The following is a 23854-nucleotide window of genomic DNA, read 5'->3' on the forward strand; positions in this document are numbered from 1 at the left end:
AGGAATGAAAATTAATTTACTCTGCATAGGCAAAACTGACGATAAAGAAATTAAAAATCTCATCAATTACTATCTTACAAGACTTCCTAGACATTGGAATTTTGAAATTTTAGAAATTCCAGATGTTAAAAATGCTAGAAATCTCACTCCAGATTTGCTTAAAAAAGAAGAAGCTAAATTATTTCTCAATATTATAGAAAATACAGATTTGGTGGTACTTTTAGACGAAAAAGGAAAACAGTTTAACAGCAGAGAATTTGCCCAAAAATTAGATTCTTATCAAAATAATTCTATCAAAAAAATCTGTTTTTTAGTGGGTGGAGCTTATGGTTTTTCAGAAGAAATGTATCAAAGAGCAAATGAAAAAATCTCCATTTCTAAAATGACTTTCACGCATCAAATGATTCGATTATTTTTTGTAGAACAGATTTACCGAGCAGACCAAATCCTACAAGGAAAACCGTATCATAATGATTAAAGTTATGAGTTATGAGTCTTGAGTTGTAACTTCTGATTTTCTGATGACTTTTTTTGCTAAAGTTCCAAAGAATAAAGCCAAAAGAATTCCCATAATTGCGCCTATGATAATATCTCCAGGAAAATGCATTCCGAGATAGACTCTACTGTATGCAACGATAGCTGCCCAAACAAATAGGAAATAGGGCAATTGTTTTATTTTTTTGCCTAAAAGTATGGTAAGATAAGTCGCTACAAAAAAAGAATTAGATGAGTGTGCAGAATAAAACCCGAACTTACCACCGCATTTTACTTCTCTCAACAAACCTTCTAATGATGTATCATGACAAGGTCTTAATCGTTCAAATCCAAATTTAAAAATATTGGCGATTTGGTCAGAAGCTGTAATTCCTAATGCTATAAAAAGCAATATGTAGAACAATGATTTTTTATTGAAATTTTTATACAGAAAATATAAAAAAATAACATAAAGCGGAATCCAGAACCACTTTTCTGAAACCAAAATCCAGAACGGATCAAAAGTAGAACTTCCTAAATTATTTAGGAAAATCATGGCTTGTTTGTCTTCTAAAATAATTTCTTCCATTATCTTGAAACGGGGCCTTGATATTCGTCGCTTAATTTATTGATTTCTTCTTTAGATTCTTGAATCAACTCATCTGAAGATTTTCCTTCGATTTGTTTTCTTAAATCTAATTCTTGTTTTATTTTTTCGGTAGGATCGTATTCTTGAGCTGCTTTTTTTACTTTTTCTATTTCACGCTTTATTTCCGAGACTGGATTATCTGTTTCCTTCATGATTTCAGACTTTACATCTTCCATCGCATCTTTCATTTTACGCACTCCTTGTCCTAATCCTCTTGCAATTTCAGGGATTTTATTAGGTCCAAATAAAACGACGATTACCAAAGCAATCATCAGCATTTCTCCAAAACTTAGTTCCATTCTGCAAATTTAAATTATTAATTAATAATTATTTACTTTTTTCTGTGAAAAACGTAATAAACAAAATAAGCACTCACTGCCATCAATGCAAATCCTAAAAAGAACGGAGCTCCAGAAAACTGAAATGGAGGTTTCAATTCTAAGGTTAAAAGTTTAATTTTAGCATCTGGATGAGTGAAAAAATAGAAAATCTGAGTCATCAATAATGGTCCGATAATAGACGTAATACTGATGACACTTGTTAAAGCTCCTTGTAAATCTCCCTGTTCTTTCGGAGAAACTTTAGATGAAATAACCGATTGTAAAGCTGGCCCAGCAATTCCACCAAGACAATAAATGGCTAGAATTGCGTACATCATCCATTCTTTTTGAGCAAATGCAAAAAGTAACATTCCGGTGCAATAAAACATAATTCCGTATAAAATACTTCTTTCGCTACCCAATTTAGGATGAACTTTTCTAATTAAAAAACCTTGAACAAAAGCGGTAAAAGCTCCCATTACTCCAAGAGAAATCCCTACTGTTTTTTCGTCCCAAGCAAATTTGTACATCGTAAAGTATGCCCAATTGGTTTGTACTGCATGACTCGCCAAATACACCAAAAACCAAGCAATGAAAAGTTTTAAAATTTCAGGATGTGTTCTTACTTTTAATAATGAACCCACTGGATTAGCTCTTTTCCATTCAAAAGGTCTTCTGTGCTCTTTTCCTAAACTTTCTGGCAATATAAAATATCCGTATGCGAAATTAACTAAACATAAAACAGCGGCTGCATAAAATGGAACTCTAGAACCGAATTGCCCTAATAATCCACCAATTACAGGACCAATGATAAATCCTAAACCAAAAGCGGCACCTATCATTCCAAAATTTTTAGAACGATTGCTGTCATCTGAAATATCTGCAATATAAGCAGAAGCTGTAGTGATACTTGCACCTGTAATTCCAGAAAAAATACGACCTACAAACAGCCAAAAAATAGTTGGCGCCCAAGCTTGAATAAAAAAGTTAATAGAAAATCCTAAAAGTGAAAACAAAATCACCGGTCTTCTGCCATATTTGTCACTCAAATTACCCAAAACTGGCGCAAAAAGAAATTGCATGAAAGCATATAAAAAACTAAGCCAACCACCATATTTAGAAGCTTCGCTTACATCTCCATTAATCAATTCTTCTATTAATTTAGGAACTACAGGAATTACAATTCCCCAACCTGTAATATCAATGATTAAGGTGATAAATATAAACCAAATTGCAGCTGTCTTATTCGAATTTTTCATACAGAAAGCGAAGATACATCTTTTTCGATTTTCTAGAAATTTTTTAACTTTTACATATCAGTTTATCTCATAAAAAAAGCGCTCTTTCGAGCGCTTCTATTTATTTTTCTGTGGTTGTTCTTTCGTGTGGAACTTCTTCTTTTCCTGTTTTTAAGAAATCGTATGCAATTGCGGATGCAATGAATACAGATGAATAAGTTCCGAAGAAAATACCTAAGAATAATGCGAACATAAATCCTTTTAAATTATCTCCTCCGAAGAAGAATATAGCCATAATTACTAGTAAAACAGTAAATGAGGTATTGAAAGTTCTACCTAATGTACTAGAAATAGAGTCATCAAACAATCCCGCTAAAGTAAGAGATTTTTTTTCTCTCAAATATTCTCTAATTCTGTCGAATACAATTACGGTATCATTTATCGAATAACCGAGCACTGTAAGAATCGCAGCGATAAAGTCTTGGTTAATCTCCATGTTGAATGGCATGATATTTTTAAAGAATGAGAATACCCCAAGAATGATAATTGCATCGTGAGCTAATGCTGCTACCGCACCTAATGAGAATTGCCATTTGTTAAATCTGAATAAGATATAAATGAAAATTCCTAATAACGATGCTAATACTGCATAAGTACCACCTGTTTGAATATCATCTGCTACTGTAGGTCCAACTTTAGAAGAAGAAACAATTCCTAATTCTGAACCTTGAGCGTCTTTGAAATCTGCTAATGTAGTATTTGGAGATAAGAAAGGTTTTAAACCTTCAAATAATTTTTTCTCAATATCTTGGTCAGCTTCGATTGATTCATCATCAATTTTATAGTCAGTTGTAATTTTTAATTGGTTTGCATTACCAAAAGTTTTAACATCTACTGCTTGAGATTCGCCATTTAAAACGAATAATTTAGCAAGAGATTCGTGAGCTTTAGTAGCTTCTACATCTTTATCAAATCTTACTACATAACTTCTACCTCCTTTGAAATCTACCCCAGTTTTGAAACCATAGTTGAAAATTGAGAATAAACTCGCAACAGTAAGAATTGCAGAAACGATGTAAGCATATTTTCTTTTACCAATGAAATCAATCCATACATTTCTGAACCAGTTTTTGGTAACTGATGTCCAAACAGAAAGTCCTTTTCCTTTATTTAATCTATGGAAAATCATCACTCTAGATAACAATACAGAAGTAAAGAAAGTCATGATAAGACCAATACCTGTAGTTACCGCAAAACCTTTAATAGGTCCTGTACCGAAGATAAATAATACTAATGCTGTTAGTAATGAAGTAAGGTGACCATCTATAATTGCAGAAAGTGCATGTTTGAAACCGTCTGTATATGCTTGTTTAATAGATTTACCTGCGAATAATTCTTCTTTCGTTCTTTCGTAGATGATTACGTTTGTGTCTACCGCAATTGCCATAGTTAATACAATACCAGCAATACCAGGAAGCGTAAGTGTAGCATTGATAGAATCCATAATTCCGAAAAGGTAGAATAGGTTAAATATCATTGCTATAATCGCATAAACACCAGCACCACCATAGTAGAAAATAATATATACTACAATAATTAAGAATGCGATAAAGAAAGACCAAAGTCCCGCAGAAATAGATTCTTGACCAAGAGAAGGTCCTACTACATCAGCCTGTACTACTTTAGCAGAAGCTGGTAATTTACCTGCGCTTAATACGTCTGTAAGGTCTTTGGCTTCTTCTTGAGTGAAACTTCCAGAAATCTGGGATCTACCAGAAGGAATTGGCTCATTTACATTTGGAGCAGTGTAAACAATGTTATCTAAAGTTACCGCAACTGGTTTTCCTACGTTTTTCTCTGTAAGTGTTTTCCAGTCTCTAGTACCTTCAGTATCCATTTGCATGTCTACTACAATTCTACCAAGATTATCATAGTTAATTCTAGCAGTTTCTACCGCACCGTCTACTGGAGCTTTTTGATTGATATTTCCTCTGATAGCGTAAAGAACTAAATTATCTGGATCAGCAGCATCTGGTTTATAGCCCCACATAAATTTAGTAAATTTAAGATTTGCTGGTCTTAATTTCACAGCAATTTCGCTATTGATAATCTTATTTACAGCAGCTGTATCAGATAATTTAACATTAGCTACACCATTCGAAACATTACTTGGATTAATAATTTTTAAGAAATCCGTAGTTTTTTCAACACCAAGAGAATCTGCTTTTGCAGGAACTATTTTTGAAAGACTTTCGAAATAAGAAAAAGTTTCTTGTGCTTGTTGTACTTCCCAGAACTGCAATTTAGCAGAAGTAGAAAGCATTTTTTTCACTTTGTCTTTATCTTTAATACCTGGCATTTCTACCGCAATTCTACCAGTACCAGGAACACGCTGTACGTTTGGTTGTACCGCTCCCATTTTATCAATTCTGGTTCTAATTACTTCGAATGCAGTTCCTACAGAAGCATCAATTTTATTTCTAATAATAGATTTTACTTGATCATCTGTAGTATTGAATTTAATTTGACCACTTAATTTTTGAGTTCCAAAAACTTCTGGGCTAGCCAATTTAAGACCAGCTTTTTTCTCTTGATTAACTAAGTCAAACTGAGTGAAAAAATCTTCAATATAAGGTTTTGTAGACTGTTTCTGAACTTTGTCAGCTCTGTCTAGCGCTTCTATAACGATAGGATTAGTAGAATAATTGGTTAAATCATTTACTAAATCTCTTTGGTTAATTTCTAATAGAACGTTAATACCACCTTTTAAGTCCAAACCAAGCTTCATTTCTTTCTGCTTAGCTTCAGGATAGTTCAGTTGAGTGAATCCTAAATGGATGGTATCTTTAGAAAGACGTGCAATTTCTTTATTATATTTTGCTTCATCTTCACCAGCAATAGCTTTGGCTTCGTTTTCTATTTTACTTGCATACCAAGTTGGCAACAACTCGTTGATACAAATAAGCCCAAGAACAATCGCTACAATCGTAATAAGTCCTTTTCCTTGCATTGTTTATAGTTTACAACATTTAAAATTATAGTCGGCAAATATAATGATTATCAGTTGAAATAAAAATTTTGTTTACATGATTTTTGAAGATATTTCACAGAATTCAGGTAATAAAGCGACAAAGGAATCCCAAATTCAAAAAAATCTTATCAATTTAAAAACAAAAAAGACGCAAATCATTGCGTCTTTTCAATATATTCTAATGGATTTTGCAGATTAAACCGTCATCGAAAACAATCTGGTTTCTGGCATCTTTCTCATCATTCTTAAATCAAAAGCCATCGCAACATTTCTGGTAAAAACTCTACCTTTTTCGGTAATTTTCACTGTATTTCCTGAAATTTCTACCAAACCATCTTCTTGCATTTCTTGTAATTTTTTCAATGCTTCTGGTAATTCTTCAAAAGAATTTTCTGGTGTAAAAGTGGTTTCTAACTGACACATTAAATTCAAAATATGTCTTCTTAATTTTAAATCTTCATCGTTTAAGATGTGACCTTTCACCACAGGAATAATTCCCTCTTCTACTCTTTTTTGATATTCTTCTACCGATTTTTCGTTTTGAGCAAAAGCATACCAAGAATCCGAAATCGCAGACATACCTAAACCTACCATCAATTGAGTATTACTTGAAGTATATCCCATGAAATTTCGGTGGAGTTTTTTATGAATTAAAGATTGGTACAAATCATCTTTTTCGAGTGAAAAATGGTCCATTCCTACTTCTATATAACCTAATTCTTCTAACAGTTTTTTGCCATTTTCGTAGAGTTTACGTTTTTCTTCACCACTTGGCAAATCATTTTCGTCAAAACCACGTTGACCAACTCCTTTTATCCACGGAACGTGAGCGTAAGAATAAAATGCCAGTCTGTCTGGTTTTAATTCCAAAGTCTTTCTGATGGTAAATTCCATTGCATCCCAAGTTTGGTGCGGTAAACCAAAAACCAAATCGTGAGAAACACTCTTATAACCTATTTCTCTAGCCCATTCTGTAACGTTTTTCACATTTTCGAAAGGCTGAATTCTATTGATGGCTTTTTGAACTTTTGCATCATAATCTTGCACTCCGAAACTACATCTTCTAAAGCCTAAATCATACAAAGTTTGCAAATGTACTTTGGTAGTATTGTTTGGGTGACCTTCAAAAGAAAATTCAGGATTTTCGGCAATTTCTACGGTGCTAAAAATTCCTTCTAGTAAAATTCTCAAATTTTCTGGAGAGAAAAAGGTAGGAGTTCCTCCACCGAGATGAAGTTCTTTTAGTTTGGCTTTCTGCTTTCCGCATTCTGCTTTCTGCTCTGCTGATTGCTGATTGCTGATTGCTGATTGCGAAAATAATTCTAAATACAAATTCCACTCTTTTAAAACACTTTCTAAATAAGGTGTTTCTACAGAATGTTGTTTAGTTATGCGTTTATGACAAGCACAAAAAGTACACAATTGCTCACAAAAAGGAAGGTGAATGTAAATAGAAATTCCTTCTTGAGCATTACTCTCGTTGAAAGACTGAATAACAGTTTTTTGCCATTGTTCAGAAGTAAAACCATCATTGTCCCAGTAAGGAACGGTAGGATAAGAAGTATATCTAGGTCCTGGAATATTATATTTATCGATTAAAGAATTCATTTTTTGGAAATTTTAAATTCTAAATTTTAGATTTTAGAATTGCAAAAATAAGGTTTATTTAGTCATTTCTAACAGACAACTTAGATAAGGTTTATTAATTTTATGAATATCTTCTGCAAAAATCTGTGAAATCTGCGTGAACTATTTAAAAATTGCTTTTAAAATTCTATTTTTTCCAGCAAAAACGAGGCTGTTTTCATCAATCCATTCACAAACGTAAAGGTTTTTTTCTTGTGAAATCGTTTTCCAAGTTTTTCCATAATCGCTAGAAAATTCTATATTTTGGTCTCCAACCGCAATAATGTCTTTTCCTTTAGATTTCGGACGGATTTTTACACATGTTTTATAGCCTCCATTTTTTCCAGAAGCTTGAATTTGCCAGGTTTCGCCACCGTCTGAAGTTGTAGCGATATTGTTAACATTATCTGATTGTTGGGTATAATCACCGCCTACTGCAATCCCGAATTTCTCATCATAGAAATCTATAGAATAAATTCCTGTAGACGATTTCCCGTTGACAAAAGGCGTATTGTAAACATTCCAAAAATAAGGTTTATCCCAACTGAATTTGAAAATTCTAGAAACGGTTCCTCCTGTTGCAATCCAAACGGTATTTTCTTTCATTGCGATATTGGTATTGCTCGCTGCAAAATGCGCTTCACCTTCTTGATATTTCGGCATAATTCCGCCTTCGTTTTTATAATTTTTGCTCGAAATAATTCTAAAATGAGGTTTTCCTTCTTTTCTTGGGTCACTTATTGCCAATCCTCTTCCCTTTTCATCAAACATGAAAGCATCATAAAATGCAGTTTTTATGGTATCGGTAAAAACTTCTTCTGCCGTAAAAGTACTTTTGGTAATTTTATAAAAAGTAGCAGGACTTTCGATGTTTACAGTGTAAAACAAATCGTCTGTTTGTGCCAATGTCCTGAATTGAAGATTTGCATCTGATAATTTCATTTGCTTTCTAATCGTTGGTTCTTTCAAATGAATATATCCAAATTTAGAATCTGTAGCAGCGTAATACACTTTGTTTTGCCAAATCTGAATTGCTCTTACACTCATGTTATAATTATCTGCTAAAGCCGAAAATTCTAGACTTTGAGCCGTCAAAAAAACATGAGCCAATAAACAAAAGGTGAATATTAATCTTTTCATTTCTACTTTTTTACAAAAATAAAAAATCCCACCAAAAGTGGGATTTTATTTGTTAATCTTTATTATCAATATCGATTTCTATTTCTTCTAAAGGCTCTTGTTCCGCTTTGAAAGTTTCACCGAAACCACCATTTTGAAGTTTAGAATTTTTTCTACTGTATAAGAAGTAAATCACAAAACCAAACAACAACCAAATAGCTGAGTACGTTTGTGCTTCTATACTTAAATTAATAATCAAATAAATATTAATTAAAATTCCTAAAGTTGCAATTACTGGCAAAGCAGGAACTCTAAAATTTCTTTGAAGATTTGGTTGTTTTACTCTCAAAACCCAAACCGCAACACAAACCATCGTAAACGCGAAAAGCGTCCCGAAACTTGTCATGTGTGCTAAATCGTTAATAGGTGTAAAAGCTGCAACTACAGAAATAACTCCTCCAAGAATCATTAAGTTTTTTCTTGGAACACCTGTTTCTGCATTTACTTTAGAGAAAGTTTTAGGAATCAAGCCATCTTTAGACATTCCTAAGAAAATTCTAGATTGTCCCATAATCATTACCATCAATACAGAAATAAGACCTACTGTAGCAGCAATCGTGATGATGTATCCTGCCCAAGCTTGACCAGCAATATCAAACGCATAAGCTACTGGAGCTTTAATTGCATCTGGATATTTCCCTAGTGGATTGAAATCTGAATAATGCATCATCCCTGTTAAAACCAATGAAACTAAAATATACAATAAAGTACAAATTAATAAAGAAGCAATAATAGCAAATGGTACATCTTTTTTAGGATTAATTGCTTCACCAGCTTGTGTAGAAACTGCATCAAAACCTACGTAAGCAAAGAAAATTGCAGAAGCTCCCGCAATAATTCCGGCATAACCATAAGCACTATGCGAAACTCCGTTTTCAGTAATCACCGTTGGCTCTGGAATAAAAGGTGTCCAGTTAGCTGGATCAATGAAAAATGCACCTGCTACAATTACGAAAATAATCGCAGCTACTTTTAGCACTACAATAAAATTATTTGCTTTAGCAGCACCTTTAGTTCCTCTCAATAAGATAGAAATTACTATTAAAACGATGAAAAACGCTGGTAAATTCATGGAAAAACCTGAGTTTCCTGCTGCTAAATATGTTTGAGGATCGGTAGTTAGCCAAGCTGGAAGATGCAAGCCAAACATTTTGAGCAATTTCCCAAAATATCCTGACCAAGAAACCGCCACCGTCATAGAACCCATTGCGTATTCTAGTATCAATCCCCATCCAATAATCCATGCGAAAATCTCTCCGACTGTTCCATAAGCATAAGCATAAGCAGAACCTTCAACGGGTAGAATTGATGCAAATTCTGCGTAACACAGCGCTGCAAATACACAAGCAATTCCCGCAATTACGAAAGAAAGTGCAAGAGCTGGACCAGCGTTATAATAAGCACCAGTTCCTGTCAATACAAAAATACCACCACCAATAATGGCTCCAATTCCTATGGCTGTTAAACTCCATTTTCCGAGAACTCTCTTCAGCTGACTCTTTTTGATGTCTGCCTCATAAGCTTCCATCGGCTTTTTAATCCAAATATTCGACATATTAAATCAATTTTTTACATTTTAGAATTCACGAAAATATAAATTTTTTAGAAGTATTAAGAACTTTTATTCAATTTTTTAACAGAGATGGTAGATTTCCCTAAACAATAGCATTGAAAGATTATCATTTTTTTATTTGTTTTTTTGCGAATCTTTAAATTTTTAATTCCTCGCATATTTTCTAAACGAAATCTTTATCTTTGAAACAATGAATTTGTACGAACTTTTTCTCAAACCTTACGAAACCTACACCAATTTTCAGATTTTTCTGGAAGCAACGGCAGCTATTTTCGGGTTGCTGAGTGTCTATTTTTCTATCAAAAAAAACATTTGGGTTTATCCTACAGGTATTATTTCTACGGCGCTTTATGTTTATATACTCTTTAATTTTGGGCTTTTAGGAGATGCAATGATTAATGTGTATTATACGATTATGAGCATTTATGGCTGGATTCTTTGGTCGGCCAGTTCAGAAGATAATATCCACGTAGAAGTTTCGTGGGCAAACTTTAAACAATGGATTTTTGCCACAGTTTTATTTGTCTTCAGTTTAGGATTAGTTACCCTCATTTATTATTATAAACCCGCAATTGACAATCATTTTTCTACCGAAAATGTAAATTTAGGTTTACATCATCTCGATTGGGCAAATTGGCTAGATGTCTTCACCACTTCTATATTTTTAGTAGGAATGTGGCTCATGGCAAAAAGAAAAATAGAAAACTGGATTTTTTGGATGATTGGCGATTTCATTTGCATTCCGATGATGCTCTACAAAGGTCTAGGAATAACTTCGGTGCAATATTTGGTTTTTACAGTAATGGCTTATCTAGGATATTTAGAATGGAAAAAATCAATCAAAAAAATGTAAATATTCTAATAATCTAAGATATATTTGCAAACTTATTCATTATTTCAACTTTAAAAATTAATGACAACACTAGATTTTTATAAATATCAAGGAACAGGAAACGATTTTGTAATGATAGACAATCGTGACTTGAGTTTCCCAAAAGATACAGAAATCATCAAAAAACTCTGCGACAGACGTTTCGGAATTGGTGGTGATGGACTTATTTTACTAGAAAATGCAGCAGAAGGAAATTTTAAAACAGATTTCAAAATGGTGTATTACAATTCGGACGGAAATGAATCTACCATGTGTGGAAATGGCGGAAGATGTATTGTAGCTTTTGCTCATTTTTTAGACATTTTCGAGGATAAATGTACGTTTCTTGCCATCGATGGTTTACATGAAGCCGAAATGAATTTCGGAACGGTTAAACTGAAAATGATAGATGTAGAAAATATTAAAAACATTGATGAAAATTTTGAACTCAATACGGGTTCTCCTCATTTTGTGAAATATGTAGAAAATTTAGAAAATTTCGATGTTTACAAAAATGGTTATTCCATCAGAAATTCTGAAAGATACGCTCAAGAAGGCATCAATGTAAATTTTGTAGAAAAAACTGCTGAAAATAAAATCTTCGTGAGAACTTATGAACGTGGTGTAGAAGACGAAACTTACAGTTGTGGAACGGGTGTAACTGCCTGTTCACTGGTTTATATGCTTCAAAATCATGTAGAAAAAGTAGACGTAAAAGTTCTGGGCGGAAATCTAAAAGTATATGCAGAAAAAGCAGAAAACGGTTTTAAAAACGTTTGGCTAGAAGGTCCCGCAAAACAAGTTTTCAAAGGAAAAATCAATTTATAATGCAATCGGCTGTCAGCATTCTGCAATCAGCTAACTAAAAATAAATGCCAAAAGCTGAAAGCTGAAGGCAGAAAGCAATAATTATTTATGAAAAAAGGTTGTTCTATCATCGCCGTTATTGGGCTAATCGTTTTTTTGATTGGCGGATACTTTGCATTTAATTTTTTGAAAAAATATAAACTCGGAAACGTAGCAAAAGAAGGCTATATTCTCGTTCCGACAGGTGCAAATTTCGAACAAGTTCTTGATTCTATCTCTCCTTATCTTAAAAATAAAGAAAGTTTCAAAGAAGTAGCACTAAAGAAAAATCTTGACCAAAAAATTAAGCCTGGTCGTTATAAAATTGAATCAGGAACAGATAACACAGACTTGGTAAACATGATTAAGGCTGGAAACCAAACAGAAAGCAGTTTCAGAATTGGAGATTTCAATGATGTTTATCAAATGATAGGAAGAGTTTCTAGAAAAACAGAAGCAGATTCTTTAACTTTTGTCAAAGAATTCAATAAAATTGCTGTTTCGAAAGGTTATAATAACGCCGAAGATTTAAAAAAATATTTCTTTGCAGACACTTATCAATTCTTTTGGACGGTAAAACCTGCGGAATTTTTTGAAAAATTCGAAAATCAATATCAAGAATTTTGGAACGAAGAAAGACTTGCCAAAGAGAGAAAACTCAACCTTTCTAGAGAAGAAATTTATGCACTAGCTTCTATTGTTTACAAAGAATCTGGCGGAAAAACAGATGAACAAAAAACCATCGCAGGATTGTATCTTAATCGTGTAAGAAAAGGCATGAAACTACAATCTGACCCGACTGTAATTTATGCGATTAATAAGGAAAACAACTTTACTCAAGATATTAAAAGAGTGCTTTACAAGCATCTTTCCTTCCCTTCTCCTTACAATACTTATGCAGTAAAAGGAATTCCACCGGGACCAATTTGCGTGGTCGACAAAAGTTCTGTAGATGCTGTTCTAAACGCAGAAAATAACAATTATATTTACATGTGTGCCGACCCAAAAAGAATGGGTTATCATAAATTTACAGACAATGATGTAGAACACGCTGCGAATGCAAAAGCTTATCAAGATTGGCTAAATTCTAAAAACATTACTCAATAAATTAACAAAAATTTAACTTTTTTAAGTTTAACATAATTAAGATTTCTGCGTCTAATTCACAGAAATCTTTTTATTTATTAAAAATTAAAAAAATAATCTGGAGCGAAAAATTTAGCTTCACAACACAAAAATTAATGAAGATGATTCAAACAGAAATTCTAAATTTAATTACCAAAAAAACACTAGGTCTAACACTCGTTCTTTCTGCTGCTGCAATGGCTTTTGCACAAGAAAAACAACAAATTTCAGGTAAAATTGTAGATGCACAAAACAATGCTGTTCCTTATGCTTCTATCTCTTTTAGCAATAAAACCGTAAAAGAAAATGCTGCGCTTTTTAGCGATGCTACCTTAACCGATGAGAAAGGAAACTTTACCATTAACCTTATTCCTGGAAACTACGAAATCACCATTGACGCAGTAGATTTCAAAAAATTAGTGGTTACTAAAAGCATCGGGCAAAATCCTAATTTAGGAAACATAAAAATAGAATCTGAACAACAAGTTACCAACGCAAAAACCAAAGATATAGAAGGTGTAACTCTTACCTCTACTGCAAAACCTTACAAAATAGAGCTCGATAAAAGAACGTATGATGTAAACCAAGATATTATCAGCAAAGGTGGAAGCCTTCAAGATGTTTTACAAAATGTACCTTCAATTTCTGTAGATACAGATGGAACAGTTTCGATGAGAGGAAGCTCTAATGTAAGATTTTTGATTAATGGAAAACCTTCTGCTTTACTTGGTATAGATGATGGCGCAAATGCATTACAATCTATTCCCGCAGATCAAATAGACAGAATTGAGGTAATTACCAATCCTTCTTCTAAATTTGAAGCAAGTGGAACGGCTGGAATTTTAAATATTATCTTAAAAAAGAATAAAAAAGTTGGTCTTAACGGAAGCGTTACAGGAACACTAGGCTATCTACCACAAACCAATCTTAATACTAATCTTAGCATTAGAAAAGGAAACTTGACATGGTTTTTAAATGGTGGTGGTGGTTATAGAGAATCTAAAAACACTAATACTAACAAAGCTAATTATTTCAATGCAGTAGATCCTAAAGACAGAACTTCTTTTGACTTAGAATCTGTTTCTAAGAATAAAAATAAAAACTATAATGCATCTACAGGATTCATTTATGATATAAATGAGAAGACTTCTGTAAACGTGTCGGGAACAGTTAGAAAATTTAACAGTGAAAATGCTGGAGATATTAACTACGATTATTATTTCTTAGATGGAACTCAATCTTTTACTAAAAGAGAGAATAGAGGAAATAATGACAATCTTGCATTACAAGGAGACTTCGGATTGGATCATAAATTTGATAACCACGGACAAAACATTTCATTATCATTAAGTCTACAAAAAAATAAGTCAGAAAATGACACTCACGTAGACGAAAAAGACAATAACATTTTAGTTTTAGAAGATAAAATTAACCAAAATACCACTAATAAAAACACCATTGGTAAAGTGGATTATGAACTTCCTATTGGTGATAAATCTAAATTAGAAGCTGGTTATAGATTAGATATTAACTCTAATAATTACTCTAATGATGTTCAAGAAAGATTATCTGCAAATTCTAATTTTGCTTACCTACCTAAATACACTTATGATGCAGATTATAAAGAAACTTTTAATGCTGCATACATACAGTTCAAAAGCAAAATTGGAAATCTAGGATATCAATTAGGTCTTAGAAATGAATATTCTAATATCGATATTAAATATCAAAATCTTATTCCAACAGATAACATTGATAAAAACAAGAGTTATAATAATTTATTCCCTAGTGTTTTCTTAAGCTATGAAATCACAAAGAGTAACCAAATTCTTGTTAACTACTCTAAAAGAATAGATAGACCTCGTTCTTTCTTTATGATTCCTAATCCAAGTTATTCTGATAATCAAAACATATTTTTAGGAAACATAGATTTAAATCCTTCGTATGTGGATTCATTTGAACTAGGTTACAGTATTTCAAAAAATAAGTTAACCATCAATCCTACTCTTTATTTCAAACATACAGAAGATGATGTTAAAATGCTTGTATTTGCTGACAAAGGTGTATTTAACACTAAACCTATTAACCTTGGAACTAATGACAGATATGGTTTAGACCTTAACTTCAATTGGGAGGCAACCAAATGGTTAAGATTAATGGGTAATTTTGATTTATTTGGATATACTAATAAAGGCATCTATTTTGATAGTAATATTTTATCAGAGCCTATGTCTTTTGAAGGAAGCGGATTATCTGTAAGATCTAGAATTACCACAAGTTTTAGAGTAGATAAAACCTTTAATTTTCAGTTACAAGGATTCTACAGAGGTGCAGAAAACACCAAAAGTACAGATAGAAGAGACATGTACGCCATTAACTTTGGTGCTTCTAAAACAGTCTTAAAAGGAAATGGAACGATTACATTTAACATTCAGGATATATTTAATACCAGAGCAATGAGAAATGTGACAAGAACTGCAGAATTTACACGTGAAAACTACATGCAGTGGCAACCAAGACAGTTTGCTCTTTCTTTCTCATACAGATTTAAACAAGGAGAAAAAGTAGAACAACCCAAGAAGAAAAAAGATATTAACAGCAATGACCAAGGTAGTGATGACCAAATGCCACCAATGTAATAAAAACAAAATCCGAGAAAAATTTCTCGGATTTTTTTATTTATCTAGCTTCGCTTTTTCAGCTTCGTAGATTCTTTTTCTTAAATCTGTGGAAGAAAATCGATGATCTCTTTTATTGTAATAAATTTCAATTCCTTTTTCCTCACAATATTGCCTTCCCGTGAAATCTTTGTCTTTATATTCATCACCAATAATTCTCACATCAATAACAAAAGACCTTAAAATATCTTCTAAATCCTGCTCTGTATAATATGGAACGATTTCATCTACTGCATTCACAGCTTTTAGCTGAATATAGCGTTCTACAACCGTTTGAGTAGGTTTATTTTTAGTAGGTCTGTCATAAGCTGGGTCTAATTGCAGCCCAACAATCAAATAATCGCAAACCGTTTTTGCTTCTTCTAACATCTTGATATGACCCGCATGAAGCAAATCAAATGATGAAAAAGTAATTCCTATTTTTTGGGTTTTCATAGAATTTTATTTTTCTCTAGTTTCTAAATATTTTTGCCATTGCCAAACGGTTCTGAGTGCCTCTTCTAATGAAGTTTCAGATTTCCAACCGAGTTCTTTTTCAGCTTTGTCAGCATTCGCATAAGCGATGGTAATGTCTCCTGCTCTTCTTTCACAAATTTGGTAAGGAACCGCTACATCATTGGCTTTTTCAAAAGCATGAACTACTTCAAGAACTGAACTTCCTTTTCCTGTTCCTAGGTTATAAATATCTACCAGCGTTTCAGAGTTTTCAGAAATTAATTTCTGCAAAGCTTTTACATGCGCTTTTGCCAAATCTACCACATAAATATAGTCTCTGATTGCGGTTCCATCTTCGGTATCATAATCATTTCCCCAAACCGAAAGTTTCTCACGAACTCCAGCTGCAGTTTGCATTACATAAGGTACTAAATTATTCGGAATTCCGATTGGCAGTTCTCCTAATTTTGCTGAAGGATGTGCTCCAATTGGATTGAAATACCTCAACAAAGTCACTTTTTTCTGATGAGCGGTTGCAAAATCTTTCAAGATTTCTTCGCCCATTTGTTTGGTTTTTCCGTAAGAAGATTCAGGTAATTTTAAAACTGTTTCTTCGTCTATTGGCATCTTATCAGCTTGTCCGTAAACCGTACAGCTAGAGCTAAAAATGAAATTAGAAATATTTCTTTCTTTCATTTCTTGCAAAAGATTTAGAAGAGAGAACAAATTATTTTCATAATAATCAATAGGTTTCACTTGAGATTCGCCTACAGCTTTATACGCTGCAAAATGAATACAACCTTCGATTTTGTGAGCATCAAAAACTTGTTTAAGTAATTCCTTTCTTTTTAAATCAAAAGGATAGAAAATAGGTTTTTTGCCCGTGATTTCTTCTATATTTTTAAGAATAAATCTTTCGGTATTGGATAAATCATCAATGATGACTACTTCAAAATTGTTATTGAGAAGTTCTACAACGGTGTGAGAACCAATATATCCTAATCCGCCTGTTACGAGTATTGTCATGATTATTTTATTATACTTTCAGAATTCTAATTAGATTTATTTCATAAACTCCAATACAGAATCAGTAATAAACTTCAATTGCTCCTCTTCTAATTCTGTGTGCATTGGTAAAGAAATCACTTGGTCTAATAATTTATCTGTGTTTACAAAATCTGCATCATTAGATTCTTGGTAATATGCCTTTTGTTTTCTTAGCGCAACTGGATAATAAATCATCGCTGGAATTTCTTTTTCGGCTAAAAACGCTTGTAATTCATTTCTTTTTCCGTTTAAAATTCTAAGTGTATATTGATGGAAAACGTGTGTAGAGTTTTCTGATCTTTTCGGTATTAAAATATTAGGATGATTCGCAAAAGCTTTGTCATAATAATCTGCAGCACTTCTTCTTGCAGTATTATAAGAATCCAAAAGCGGAAGTTTTACTCTTAGAACCGCAGCTTGAACGCTGTCTAATCTAGAATTCACACCTACTTCATCGTGATAATAACGCTTGTACATTCCGTGGTTTACAATTCCGCGCATTTTGTAAGCCAATTCATCATCATTGGTAAAAATAGCACCACCATCTCCATAACAACCTAAATTTTTAGATGGGAAAAAACTTGTGGTACCAATAGTTCCCATAGTTCCAGATTTTTTTACTGTACCATCAGAAAAAGTATAATCTGCACCAATTCCTTGACAATTATCTTCTACTACGAATAAATTATGTTCTTTTGCTACTTCTAAAACAGCTTCCATATTAGCACATTGTCCGAACAAATGCACAGGAATAATCGCTTTCGTTTTTGGAGTAATCGCGGCTTTTAATTTTTCAATATCAATATTGAAAGTATCATAATCTACATCTACTAAAACTGATTTTAATTTTAAAAGATGAACCACTTCTACCGTTGCCGCAAAAGTGAAATCCGCCGTAATAACCTCATCACCAGGTTGTAAATCTAGCGCCATCAAAGCGATTTGTAAAGCATCTGTACCATTAGCACAAGGTATTACGTGTTTTACACCAAGATATTGCTCTAATTCTTTTTGAAAATTTTGAACTTCTGGACCATTGATGAACATAGCACTTTGCATCACATTAAGCACCTTTTCATCAACTTCATTTTTTATTTTTTGATACTGACTTTGTAAGTCAACCATTTGGATTTTTTTCATTTCTAAAAATTTTAGCAAAAATACGGAAATTGTAAGGAAAAATAAGTGAATTTTTTAAAATAGATATTGTCAAAAATATTTTAAATTCGTATAAATTTGAAAAAATGAGAAAAATCATTCAATTATACTTTCTACTCTTTTTTAGTTTTGCTTTTTCACAAACAGAATTGGTATTTGTTTACTTCAAAGACAAACCAAATGCTTCTGCTTTTTTAGCCAATCCTCTTTCAGAATTATCACAAAAAGCCATTGACAGAAGAAGTAATCTAGGAATATCTATTACCGCTCAAGATGCACCAATAGAACCAGCATATATTCAGAATATACAAAATTTGGGATTTACCGTTAATGATAAATCAAAATGGCTCAATGGTGTTGCCGTGAATGCTACAGCAGCTCAAATTACTCAATTACAAGCCGAACCTTATGTATTAAAAGTAGAAAGTTTTGTAAAAAACAATCCTTCTGGAAAAATTTCTAAAAAAGAGAAATTTCCAAAAAATTTATCTGCAAAAATTAACTTTAATTACGGAAATTCTTTAGCTCAAATAGAACAAGTAAACTTGAGAACGCTTCATGTACAAGGTTTTACAGGCACTGGAGTTTCCATTGCAGTCATAGACACGGGATTTCCAACAGTAAATACTGGTTCTGCATTTGCTAGAATGAGAAGCAATAATCAAATTAAACACGTTTATAATTTCATCTCAAAAAATACAGATGTTTATAATACATCTCTCAATAGCCACGGAACCAATTGCTTAGGAATTATTGGTGGTTATCTTGACGGAACTTTTGTGGGAGCCGCTCCAGATGCAGACTTTTATTTATACGCAACAGAAGATGGAACTAAAGAAATTCCAGAAGAAGAATTATATTGGATTCAAGCAGCAGAAGAAGCTGATAGAAAGGGAGTTGACATCATTTCTACCTCTTTAGGTTATGCAGATTTTTTTGATGACAGCCGTTATGATTATTCTTATTCTCAAATGAATGGAACTACTTCATTTATTGCAAGAGCCGCACAAATTGCTTCAGAAAAAGGAATAATAGTAGTAGTAGCTGCAGGAAATGAAGGGAACCTAACATGGAAATACATTGTAACACCTGCAGATAACGAAAAAGTTTTTACTATTGGAGGCGTAGATAGTACAGGAAATCCTTCTATTTTTACTTCTTTTGGCCCAAATTCTTCAGGAAAAGTTAAACCAGATGCTTCTGCTAGAGCAACTTCTACCTACTTTGCATATAATAATGGTGCATATCCTGGAAATGGAACTTCTTATGCTACCCCACTTTCTGCTGGTGGTATTGCTTGTTTATTACAAGCTATTCCAAATTCTACTAACAGAGAATTATTAAAAAATAGTTTGAGACAAACTGCATCTCTATACCCTAATTATACTGACCAACTAGGCTATGGAATTTTAAATTTTGGGCAAGTTCTTTCATCTTTCCTAAAAACAAATGAGTTTTATTCACAAAATAAGGCAATTGTATATCCTAATCCTGCAAAACAAGAAATCAATATTTCTTCTACACAAAAAATTGAAAAAATATCTGTTTATAATAGTTTAGGCCAATTTTTATTCGACTCGAAAACCACTAAAATTAATATTGACAAACTAGAAAAAGGATTGTATTTTTTAAAAATCAAAACCCCTTCTTCTGAAACTGTAGAAAAATTCATCAAAGAATAATTAAAACAAACACTAAAAAAAGCCTTCAGAAAATCTGAAGGCTTACTTTTTACATGACTCTTTTTACTTGGTTCTACTATGCCGAATTTCTACTCGCATTAATATTCCCGAAAAGTGAACGAGTTACCAATTTTTCGAGCGTTTCTCTATCTCCTTCGTTTTTCTGTAATTTCATGAGTGCATACTGCTGAATACTCAACAACGGAAGCACTATTTTTTCTCTAATTTTCACGGATTTTCTTCCTACTGGTTCTTCTTCCATCAAACTATGGAAACCTGTAATTTCGAACATCATTTCTTTGGACAATTCATACTCACTGAACAGTACTTGCCAAAACGCCCCGAATTTAGGATGATTTTTCATGTAATAGGTAAGCGGAAAATAAGATTTATTCATCGCCATCATAGAATTAAGCACCAACGTTTTGAAGAAATCAGAATTTCTGAATAAATCTTTTACTTCTTCTATTCTGCCTTCATCTTTTAATTTTTTAATTGCAGTTCCAAAACCAAAAAATCCTGGTACATTTTGCTTCAGTTGACTCCAACTTCCCACAAAAGGAATTGCTCTTAAATCTTCAAACTTCAATTCATTTCCTGCGCCACGTTTACTTGGTCTACTTCCTATATTGGTTTTCCCGTAATATTGAAGCGTACTTATTTCTTGCAAGTAAGGCACAAAAAGTGGATTTTCTTTTAAATCAACATATTTTACATAACTCAATTCTGCCAATTCTTCGATTAAAGTTCTTTCTTTTTCGGTTAAATCTTTTTTGTGATTTTTAAAAACTTCATTCTCGATTCCAGCAGTCAAAAGTTGCTCAAAATTATATTTCGCTTGATCTTTATTTCCAAAAACCGAAGTAATGGTTTGACCTTGAATTGTTAATTCTATTTTGTTATTGGCAATTGTTTTTCCTTGACTTGCGTAGAACTGGTGCGTTTTACCACCACCACGAGCTGGAGGTCCACCTCTACCGTCAAAGAAAATCACTTTCACGTCATTCTCTTCAGAAACTTTAGAAAGTCTTTCTTTGGTAGCATAAATTTCCCAATTGGCTTTTAAATAACCACCATCTTTGGTTCCATCAGAAAAACCGAGCATAATTGTTTGCTCTCTTTTTCTCTTCGCCAAATGTTTTTGATAAACTTCATCATTGTATAAATCCTGCATCACTTTTTCTGCATTCGCAAGACCTTCCATGGTTTCAAAAAGCGGAACAATATCTATGTTGATGTCTTCATCTTGATAACCGCACACTTTGAACAAAGCGAAAACATTCATCACATCTTCTACAGTATCAGAATTAGAAATAATGTAACGGTGCATTCCTCTTTCGCCATTTTTGGCCTGAATTTCCTTAACATTGATGACACTTTTCAGTGTTTCTTTGATGATTTCATCTTCAAAATCATTCGGATTAGCCTTAATATGTTCAGAAATTAAGATATTTACTTTTTCAGAATTAGTAAGTGATGCAACATCTTGTTTAGAATATTTTGTCACCAATTCATCTATCACTTTTTGGTGAATTCTACTGTCTTGACGAATATCCAAAGTTGCAAAGTGAGTTCCAAAAATCTTAACTCGGTCTCTGTAATCTACCAATATATTGGTAAAAAGTCCATTGTGCTGAGTTTTTAGAATATCTTCAGCTTCTGATAAATATTTTAAAATCGTTTCACTTGAAATAGAATTTTCATTTTTGAAAATGTTATTGTACAATTCATTGCTTAGTTTTTCTAATATTTCTGAAACGCCTCTGAAACTTAATCTTCTTCTTAAATCTTTTAAATGATTGTAATAATTTTTGAGAATAGAATTTCTGAGTTCATTGGCTACTTTTAGTGTAACATCTGCCGTTACAAAAGGATTCCCATCTCTGTCTCCTCCTGGCCAAAAACCTAATTGAAAAACGTCTTGATGAATATCAAAATATTCACTTCCGAAAGATTGTTTCAGTTTTTTATACAATTCGCCAATTGTGTCATAATACACATATCTCAAGTAAAAAATAATGCTTAATGCTTCATCTAGCGGAGTTGGTCGCTCTTTATTTACAAAAGGGGTTTTCCCTAACTGTTGAAGTAAAAGGTCTATTTCATTGATATCATCTTTTAAAATAGCAGAACGCAAATCATGCAAAATTCTTTGTACAGCATTCGGATAAAACTGTGTAGGGTGCGCTGTAAAAACTACTTTTACGGCAAAATCTTCTAATTTTTCGCGAACTTTTCCTAACTTATGTTCTTGCAAAGCACGTTCATGCAACTGCATTACTGTTCCCGCATCACTTTCTGAGTGCAACTGTTGAAAAGCTGCATCTTCTATACTGTCAAAAAGCACAACTTGCCTTTCAATATATTGAATAATCTTAAAAAGCAGTTCCTGCTTCTGTTCTTCTGTAGTAACTTCTGTATGCTTTTTGAAGAATTCTTCTACAATTTCTTCTGGAGATTTTCCTTCTTCGTAACCATCTCTACTTTCTTCATAAAGAAACGGTAAAAGCATTCCGATGTTGGTCATTTTATCATACGGAAGGCTCATAAACAAGCTGTTATAAATCTGAAATTTATTTTCTACAACCTGACGAAATTTTTCTAAACGGGCTTCATTAATCATGAAACAAAGGTATTAAAAACTCTTTATTTATAGCATATTATTGAAATTTTCAATCTTAAATTTTTATTAATTTTCATCACTTTCGGAATCTTATTTCGTAATTTTGGGAAAAAATTTATTGATATGTTAAATTTTGAATTTAAAAATCCTACAAAAATTATTTTCGGTAAAGGCGAAATCGCTAAAATTTCTAGAGAAATCCCGAAAACAGAAAAAATATTAGTGCTTTACGGAGGCGGAAGCATTAAAACCAATGGCGTTTACGACCAAGTAAAAGCAGCATTAGAAGGTTACAATTGGGAAGAATTCGGAGGAATTCCTGCAAACCCAGAATACGAAGTTTTATTAGAAGCCTTAAAAATGATCAAAGAAAAAAATATCACTTACATGTTAGCAGTAGGTGGTGGTTCTGTAATTGATGGGGTTAAATTCCTTTCTGCAGCAGCCAATTATGAAGGAGAACCTTGGGATATTTTAAAAAATGGAATTAGAACAGAAGAAGGAAAAGGTTTACCATTTGCTTCTGTACTTACACTTCCTGCAACAGGTTCTGAAATGAATTCTGGCGCCGTAGTTTCTAGAAGAGAAATCGGTCAGAAATTAGGAATGGGAGGTCCTGGTTTATTCCCACAATTTTCTATTTTAGATCCAGAAGTGATTCGTTCTATTCCTAAAAAACAAATTGCAAACGGAATTACAGATGCTTACACTCACGTTTTAGAGCAATATATGACCGTAAAAACTTCTGCTACACTTCAAGACCGTTTTGCTGAAAGCATTTTACAAACTTTACAAGAAATTGCTCCAAAAATGATGGAAGAAGAATTCGATTATGATGCAGCGGCTAATTTTATGTGGAGTTGTACCATGGCTTTAAATGGATTGATTCAAAAAGGAGTCATTTCTGACTGGGCAATTCACGGAATTGGTCACGAATTAACTGCTCAATTTGGTATAGACCATGCTAGAACTTTAGCCATTATTGCACCTTCTCATTACCGTTATAATTTTGAAGCTAAAAAAGAAAAATTAGCTCAATATGCAGAAAGAGTTTGGAATGTGACAGAAGGTTCTACTGAAGAAAAAGCGCTGAAAGGAATAGAAAAAATGGAAGCTTTCTTCCAAAGTTTAGGTATAAAAACCAAATTATCTGAGTACACCGAAAATTACCAAGGAACAGCAGAAAAAATTCAAGAAGCATTTATTGCTAGAAATTGGTTAGCGATTGGTGAAAAAGGCATTGTAAAACCTGAAGATGCTAAAAAAATTGTAGAAATGGCATACTAATGAACTCGTTCA

The 23854-nt window shown here is 32.8% G+C and carries 18 protein-coding genes; 7 read left to right on the plus strand and 11 right to left on the minus strand.

The annotated features are described in order from the left end of the window. Positions 1 to 4: 4 nt before the first annotated feature. On the plus strand, positions 5 to 478 hold the full coding sequence (rlmH, locus tag KKQ76_RS05070) for a 23S rRNA (pseudouridine(1915)-N(3))-methyltransferase RlmH (protein WP_213196104.1): 474 nt from the start codon (positions 5 to 7) through the stop codon (positions 476 to 478). Between the two features lie 9 nt (positions 479 to 487). On the opposite strand, the gene KKQ76_RS05075 is transcribed toward rlmH, so the two are convergent. The 7 genes from KKQ76_RS05075 to KKQ76_RS05105 form a co-directional block, all read right to left on the minus strand. Next, on the minus strand, positions 488 to 1063 hold the full coding sequence (locus tag KKQ76_RS05075; protein ID WP_213196105.1) for a phosphatase PAP2 family protein: 576 nt from the start codon (positions 1061 to 1063) through the stop codon (positions 488 to 490). Continuing rightward, on the minus strand, positions 1063 to 1422 hold the full coding sequence (locus tag KKQ76_RS05080) for a Sec-independent protein translocase subunit TatA/TatB (protein ID WP_069798325.1): 360 nt from the start codon (positions 1420 to 1422) through the stop codon (positions 1063 to 1065). The genes KKQ76_RS05075 and KKQ76_RS05080 overlap by 1 nt, the downstream gene beginning before the upstream one ends. A 32-nt stretch (positions 1423 to 1454) precedes the next feature. Then, on the minus strand, positions 1455 to 2702 hold the full coding sequence (locus KKQ76_RS05085) for a TCR/Tet family MFS transporter (RefSeq protein ID WP_213196106.1): 1248 nt from the start codon (positions 2700 to 2702) through the stop codon (positions 1455 to 1457). A gap of 100 nt (positions 2703 to 2802) precedes the next feature. After that, the gene (gene secD, locus KKQ76_RS05090) at positions 2803 to 5691 is read right to left on the minus strand and encodes a protein translocase subunit SecD (protein WP_213196107.1); all 2889 of its coding nucleotides are present in this window, start codon (positions 5689 to 5691) and stop codon (positions 2803 to 2805) included. 216 nt (positions 5692 to 5907) lie between these two features. After that, positions 5908 to 7320: an oxygen-independent coproporphyrinogen III oxidase gene (hemN, locus tag KKQ76_RS05095; RefSeq protein WP_213196108.1), complete on the minus strand. Its 1413-nt coding sequence runs from the start codon at positions 7318 to 7320 to the stop codon at positions 5908 to 5910. Positions 7321 to 7461: 141 nt separating this feature from the next. After that, a complete protein-coding gene (locus KKQ76_RS05100; RefSeq protein WP_213196109.1) occupies positions 7462 to 8478 on the minus strand; it encodes a WD40/YVTN/BNR-like repeat-containing protein in 1017 nt (338 codons plus the stop codon). Positions 8479 to 8530: 52 nt separating this feature from the next. Further along, positions 8531 to 10072, minus strand: coding sequence for an APC family permease (locus tag KKQ76_RS05105; RefSeq protein ID WP_246501346.1), 1542 nt, complete (start codon positions 10070 to 10072; stop codon positions 8531 to 8533). A gap of 208 nt (positions 10073 to 10280) precedes the next feature. Here KKQ76_RS05105 and pnuC point away from each other — a divergent pair, with 208 nt between their 5' ends. From pnuC to KKQ76_RS05125, 4 genes are all read left to right on the plus strand, one after another. Continuing rightward, on the plus strand, positions 10281 to 10943 hold the full coding sequence (gene pnuC / locus KKQ76_RS05110; RefSeq protein ID WP_213196110.1) for a nicotinamide riboside transporter PnuC: 663 nt from the start codon (positions 10281 to 10283) through the stop codon (positions 10941 to 10943). 60 nt (positions 10944 to 11003) lie between these two features. After that, a complete protein-coding gene (gene dapF / locus KKQ76_RS05115; protein WP_213196111.1) occupies positions 11004 to 11789 on the plus strand; it encodes a diaminopimelate epimerase in 786 nt (261 codons plus the stop codon). Positions 11790 to 11876: 87 nt separating this feature from the next. Further along, positions 11877 to 12914: an endolytic transglycosylase MltG gene (mltG, locus tag KKQ76_RS05120; protein ID WP_213196112.1), complete on the plus strand. Its 1038-nt coding sequence runs from the start codon at positions 11877 to 11879 to the stop codon at positions 12912 to 12914. A 140-nt stretch (positions 12915 to 13054) separates the two neighbouring features. Beyond that, complete coding sequence (locus KKQ76_RS05125) at positions 13055 to 15571, plus strand: TonB-dependent receptor domain-containing protein (protein WP_394369361.1); 2517 nt, start codon at positions 13055 to 13057, stop codon at positions 15569 to 15571. A 36-nt stretch (positions 15572 to 15607) separates the two neighbouring features. Here the strand turns inward: KKQ76_RS05125 and KKQ76_RS05130 are convergent, their stop codons facing one another. The 3 genes from KKQ76_RS05130 to KKQ76_RS05140 are packed head-to-tail and all read right to left on the minus strand — an operon-like array spanning position 15608 to position 18232. Next, positions 15608 to 16045 (minus strand): adenylyltransferase/cytidyltransferase family protein, encoded by a 438-nt coding sequence (locus tag KKQ76_RS05130; RefSeq protein WP_069798309.1) that lies wholly within the window; start codon positions 16043 to 16045, stop codon positions 15608 to 15610. A 6-nt stretch (positions 16046 to 16051) separates the two neighbouring features. After that, a complete protein-coding gene (gene galE, locus KKQ76_RS05135) occupies positions 16052 to 17071 on the minus strand; it encodes a UDP-glucose 4-epimerase GalE (RefSeq protein ID WP_213196114.1) in 1020 nt (339 codons plus the stop codon). A 36-nt stretch (positions 17072 to 17107) separates the two neighbouring features. Then, positions 17108 to 18232 (minus strand): DegT/DnrJ/EryC1/StrS family aminotransferase, encoded by a 1125-nt coding sequence (locus tag KKQ76_RS05140; protein WP_213196115.1) that lies wholly within the window; start codon positions 18230 to 18232, stop codon positions 17108 to 17110. A gap of 104 nt (positions 18233 to 18336) precedes the next feature. Between KKQ76_RS05140 and KKQ76_RS05145 the strand changes: the two genes are divergently transcribed. Next, complete coding sequence (locus KKQ76_RS05145; RefSeq protein WP_213196116.1) at positions 18337 to 19932, plus strand: S8/S53 family peptidase; 1596 nt, start codon at positions 18337 to 18339, stop codon at positions 19930 to 19932. A 76-nt stretch (positions 19933 to 20008) separates the two neighbouring features. Here the strand turns inward: KKQ76_RS05145 and KKQ76_RS05150 are convergent, their stop codons facing one another. Continuing rightward, positions 20009 to 22555, minus strand: a complete 2547-nt coding sequence (locus KKQ76_RS05150) for a phosphoenolpyruvate carboxylase (protein ID WP_213196117.1) — start codon at positions 22553 to 22555, stop codon at positions 20009 to 20011. Between the two features lie 123 nt (positions 22556 to 22678). Here KKQ76_RS05150 and KKQ76_RS05155 point away from each other — a divergent pair, with 123 nt between their 5' ends. Further along, positions 22679 to 23842 carry an iron-containing alcohol dehydrogenase gene (locus KKQ76_RS05155; protein WP_213196118.1) on the plus strand — a complete coding sequence of 388 codons (1164 nt, stop codon included), beginning with the start codon at positions 22679 to 22681 and terminating at the stop codon, positions 23840 to 23842. Positions 23843 to 23854: the final 12 nt, after the last annotated feature.

The organism is Cloacibacterium caeni, from assembly GCF_907163105.1.
GTDB classification, from domain to species: domain Bacteria; phylum Bacteroidota; class Bacteroidia; order Flavobacteriales; family Weeksellaceae; genus Cloacibacterium; species Cloacibacterium caeni_A.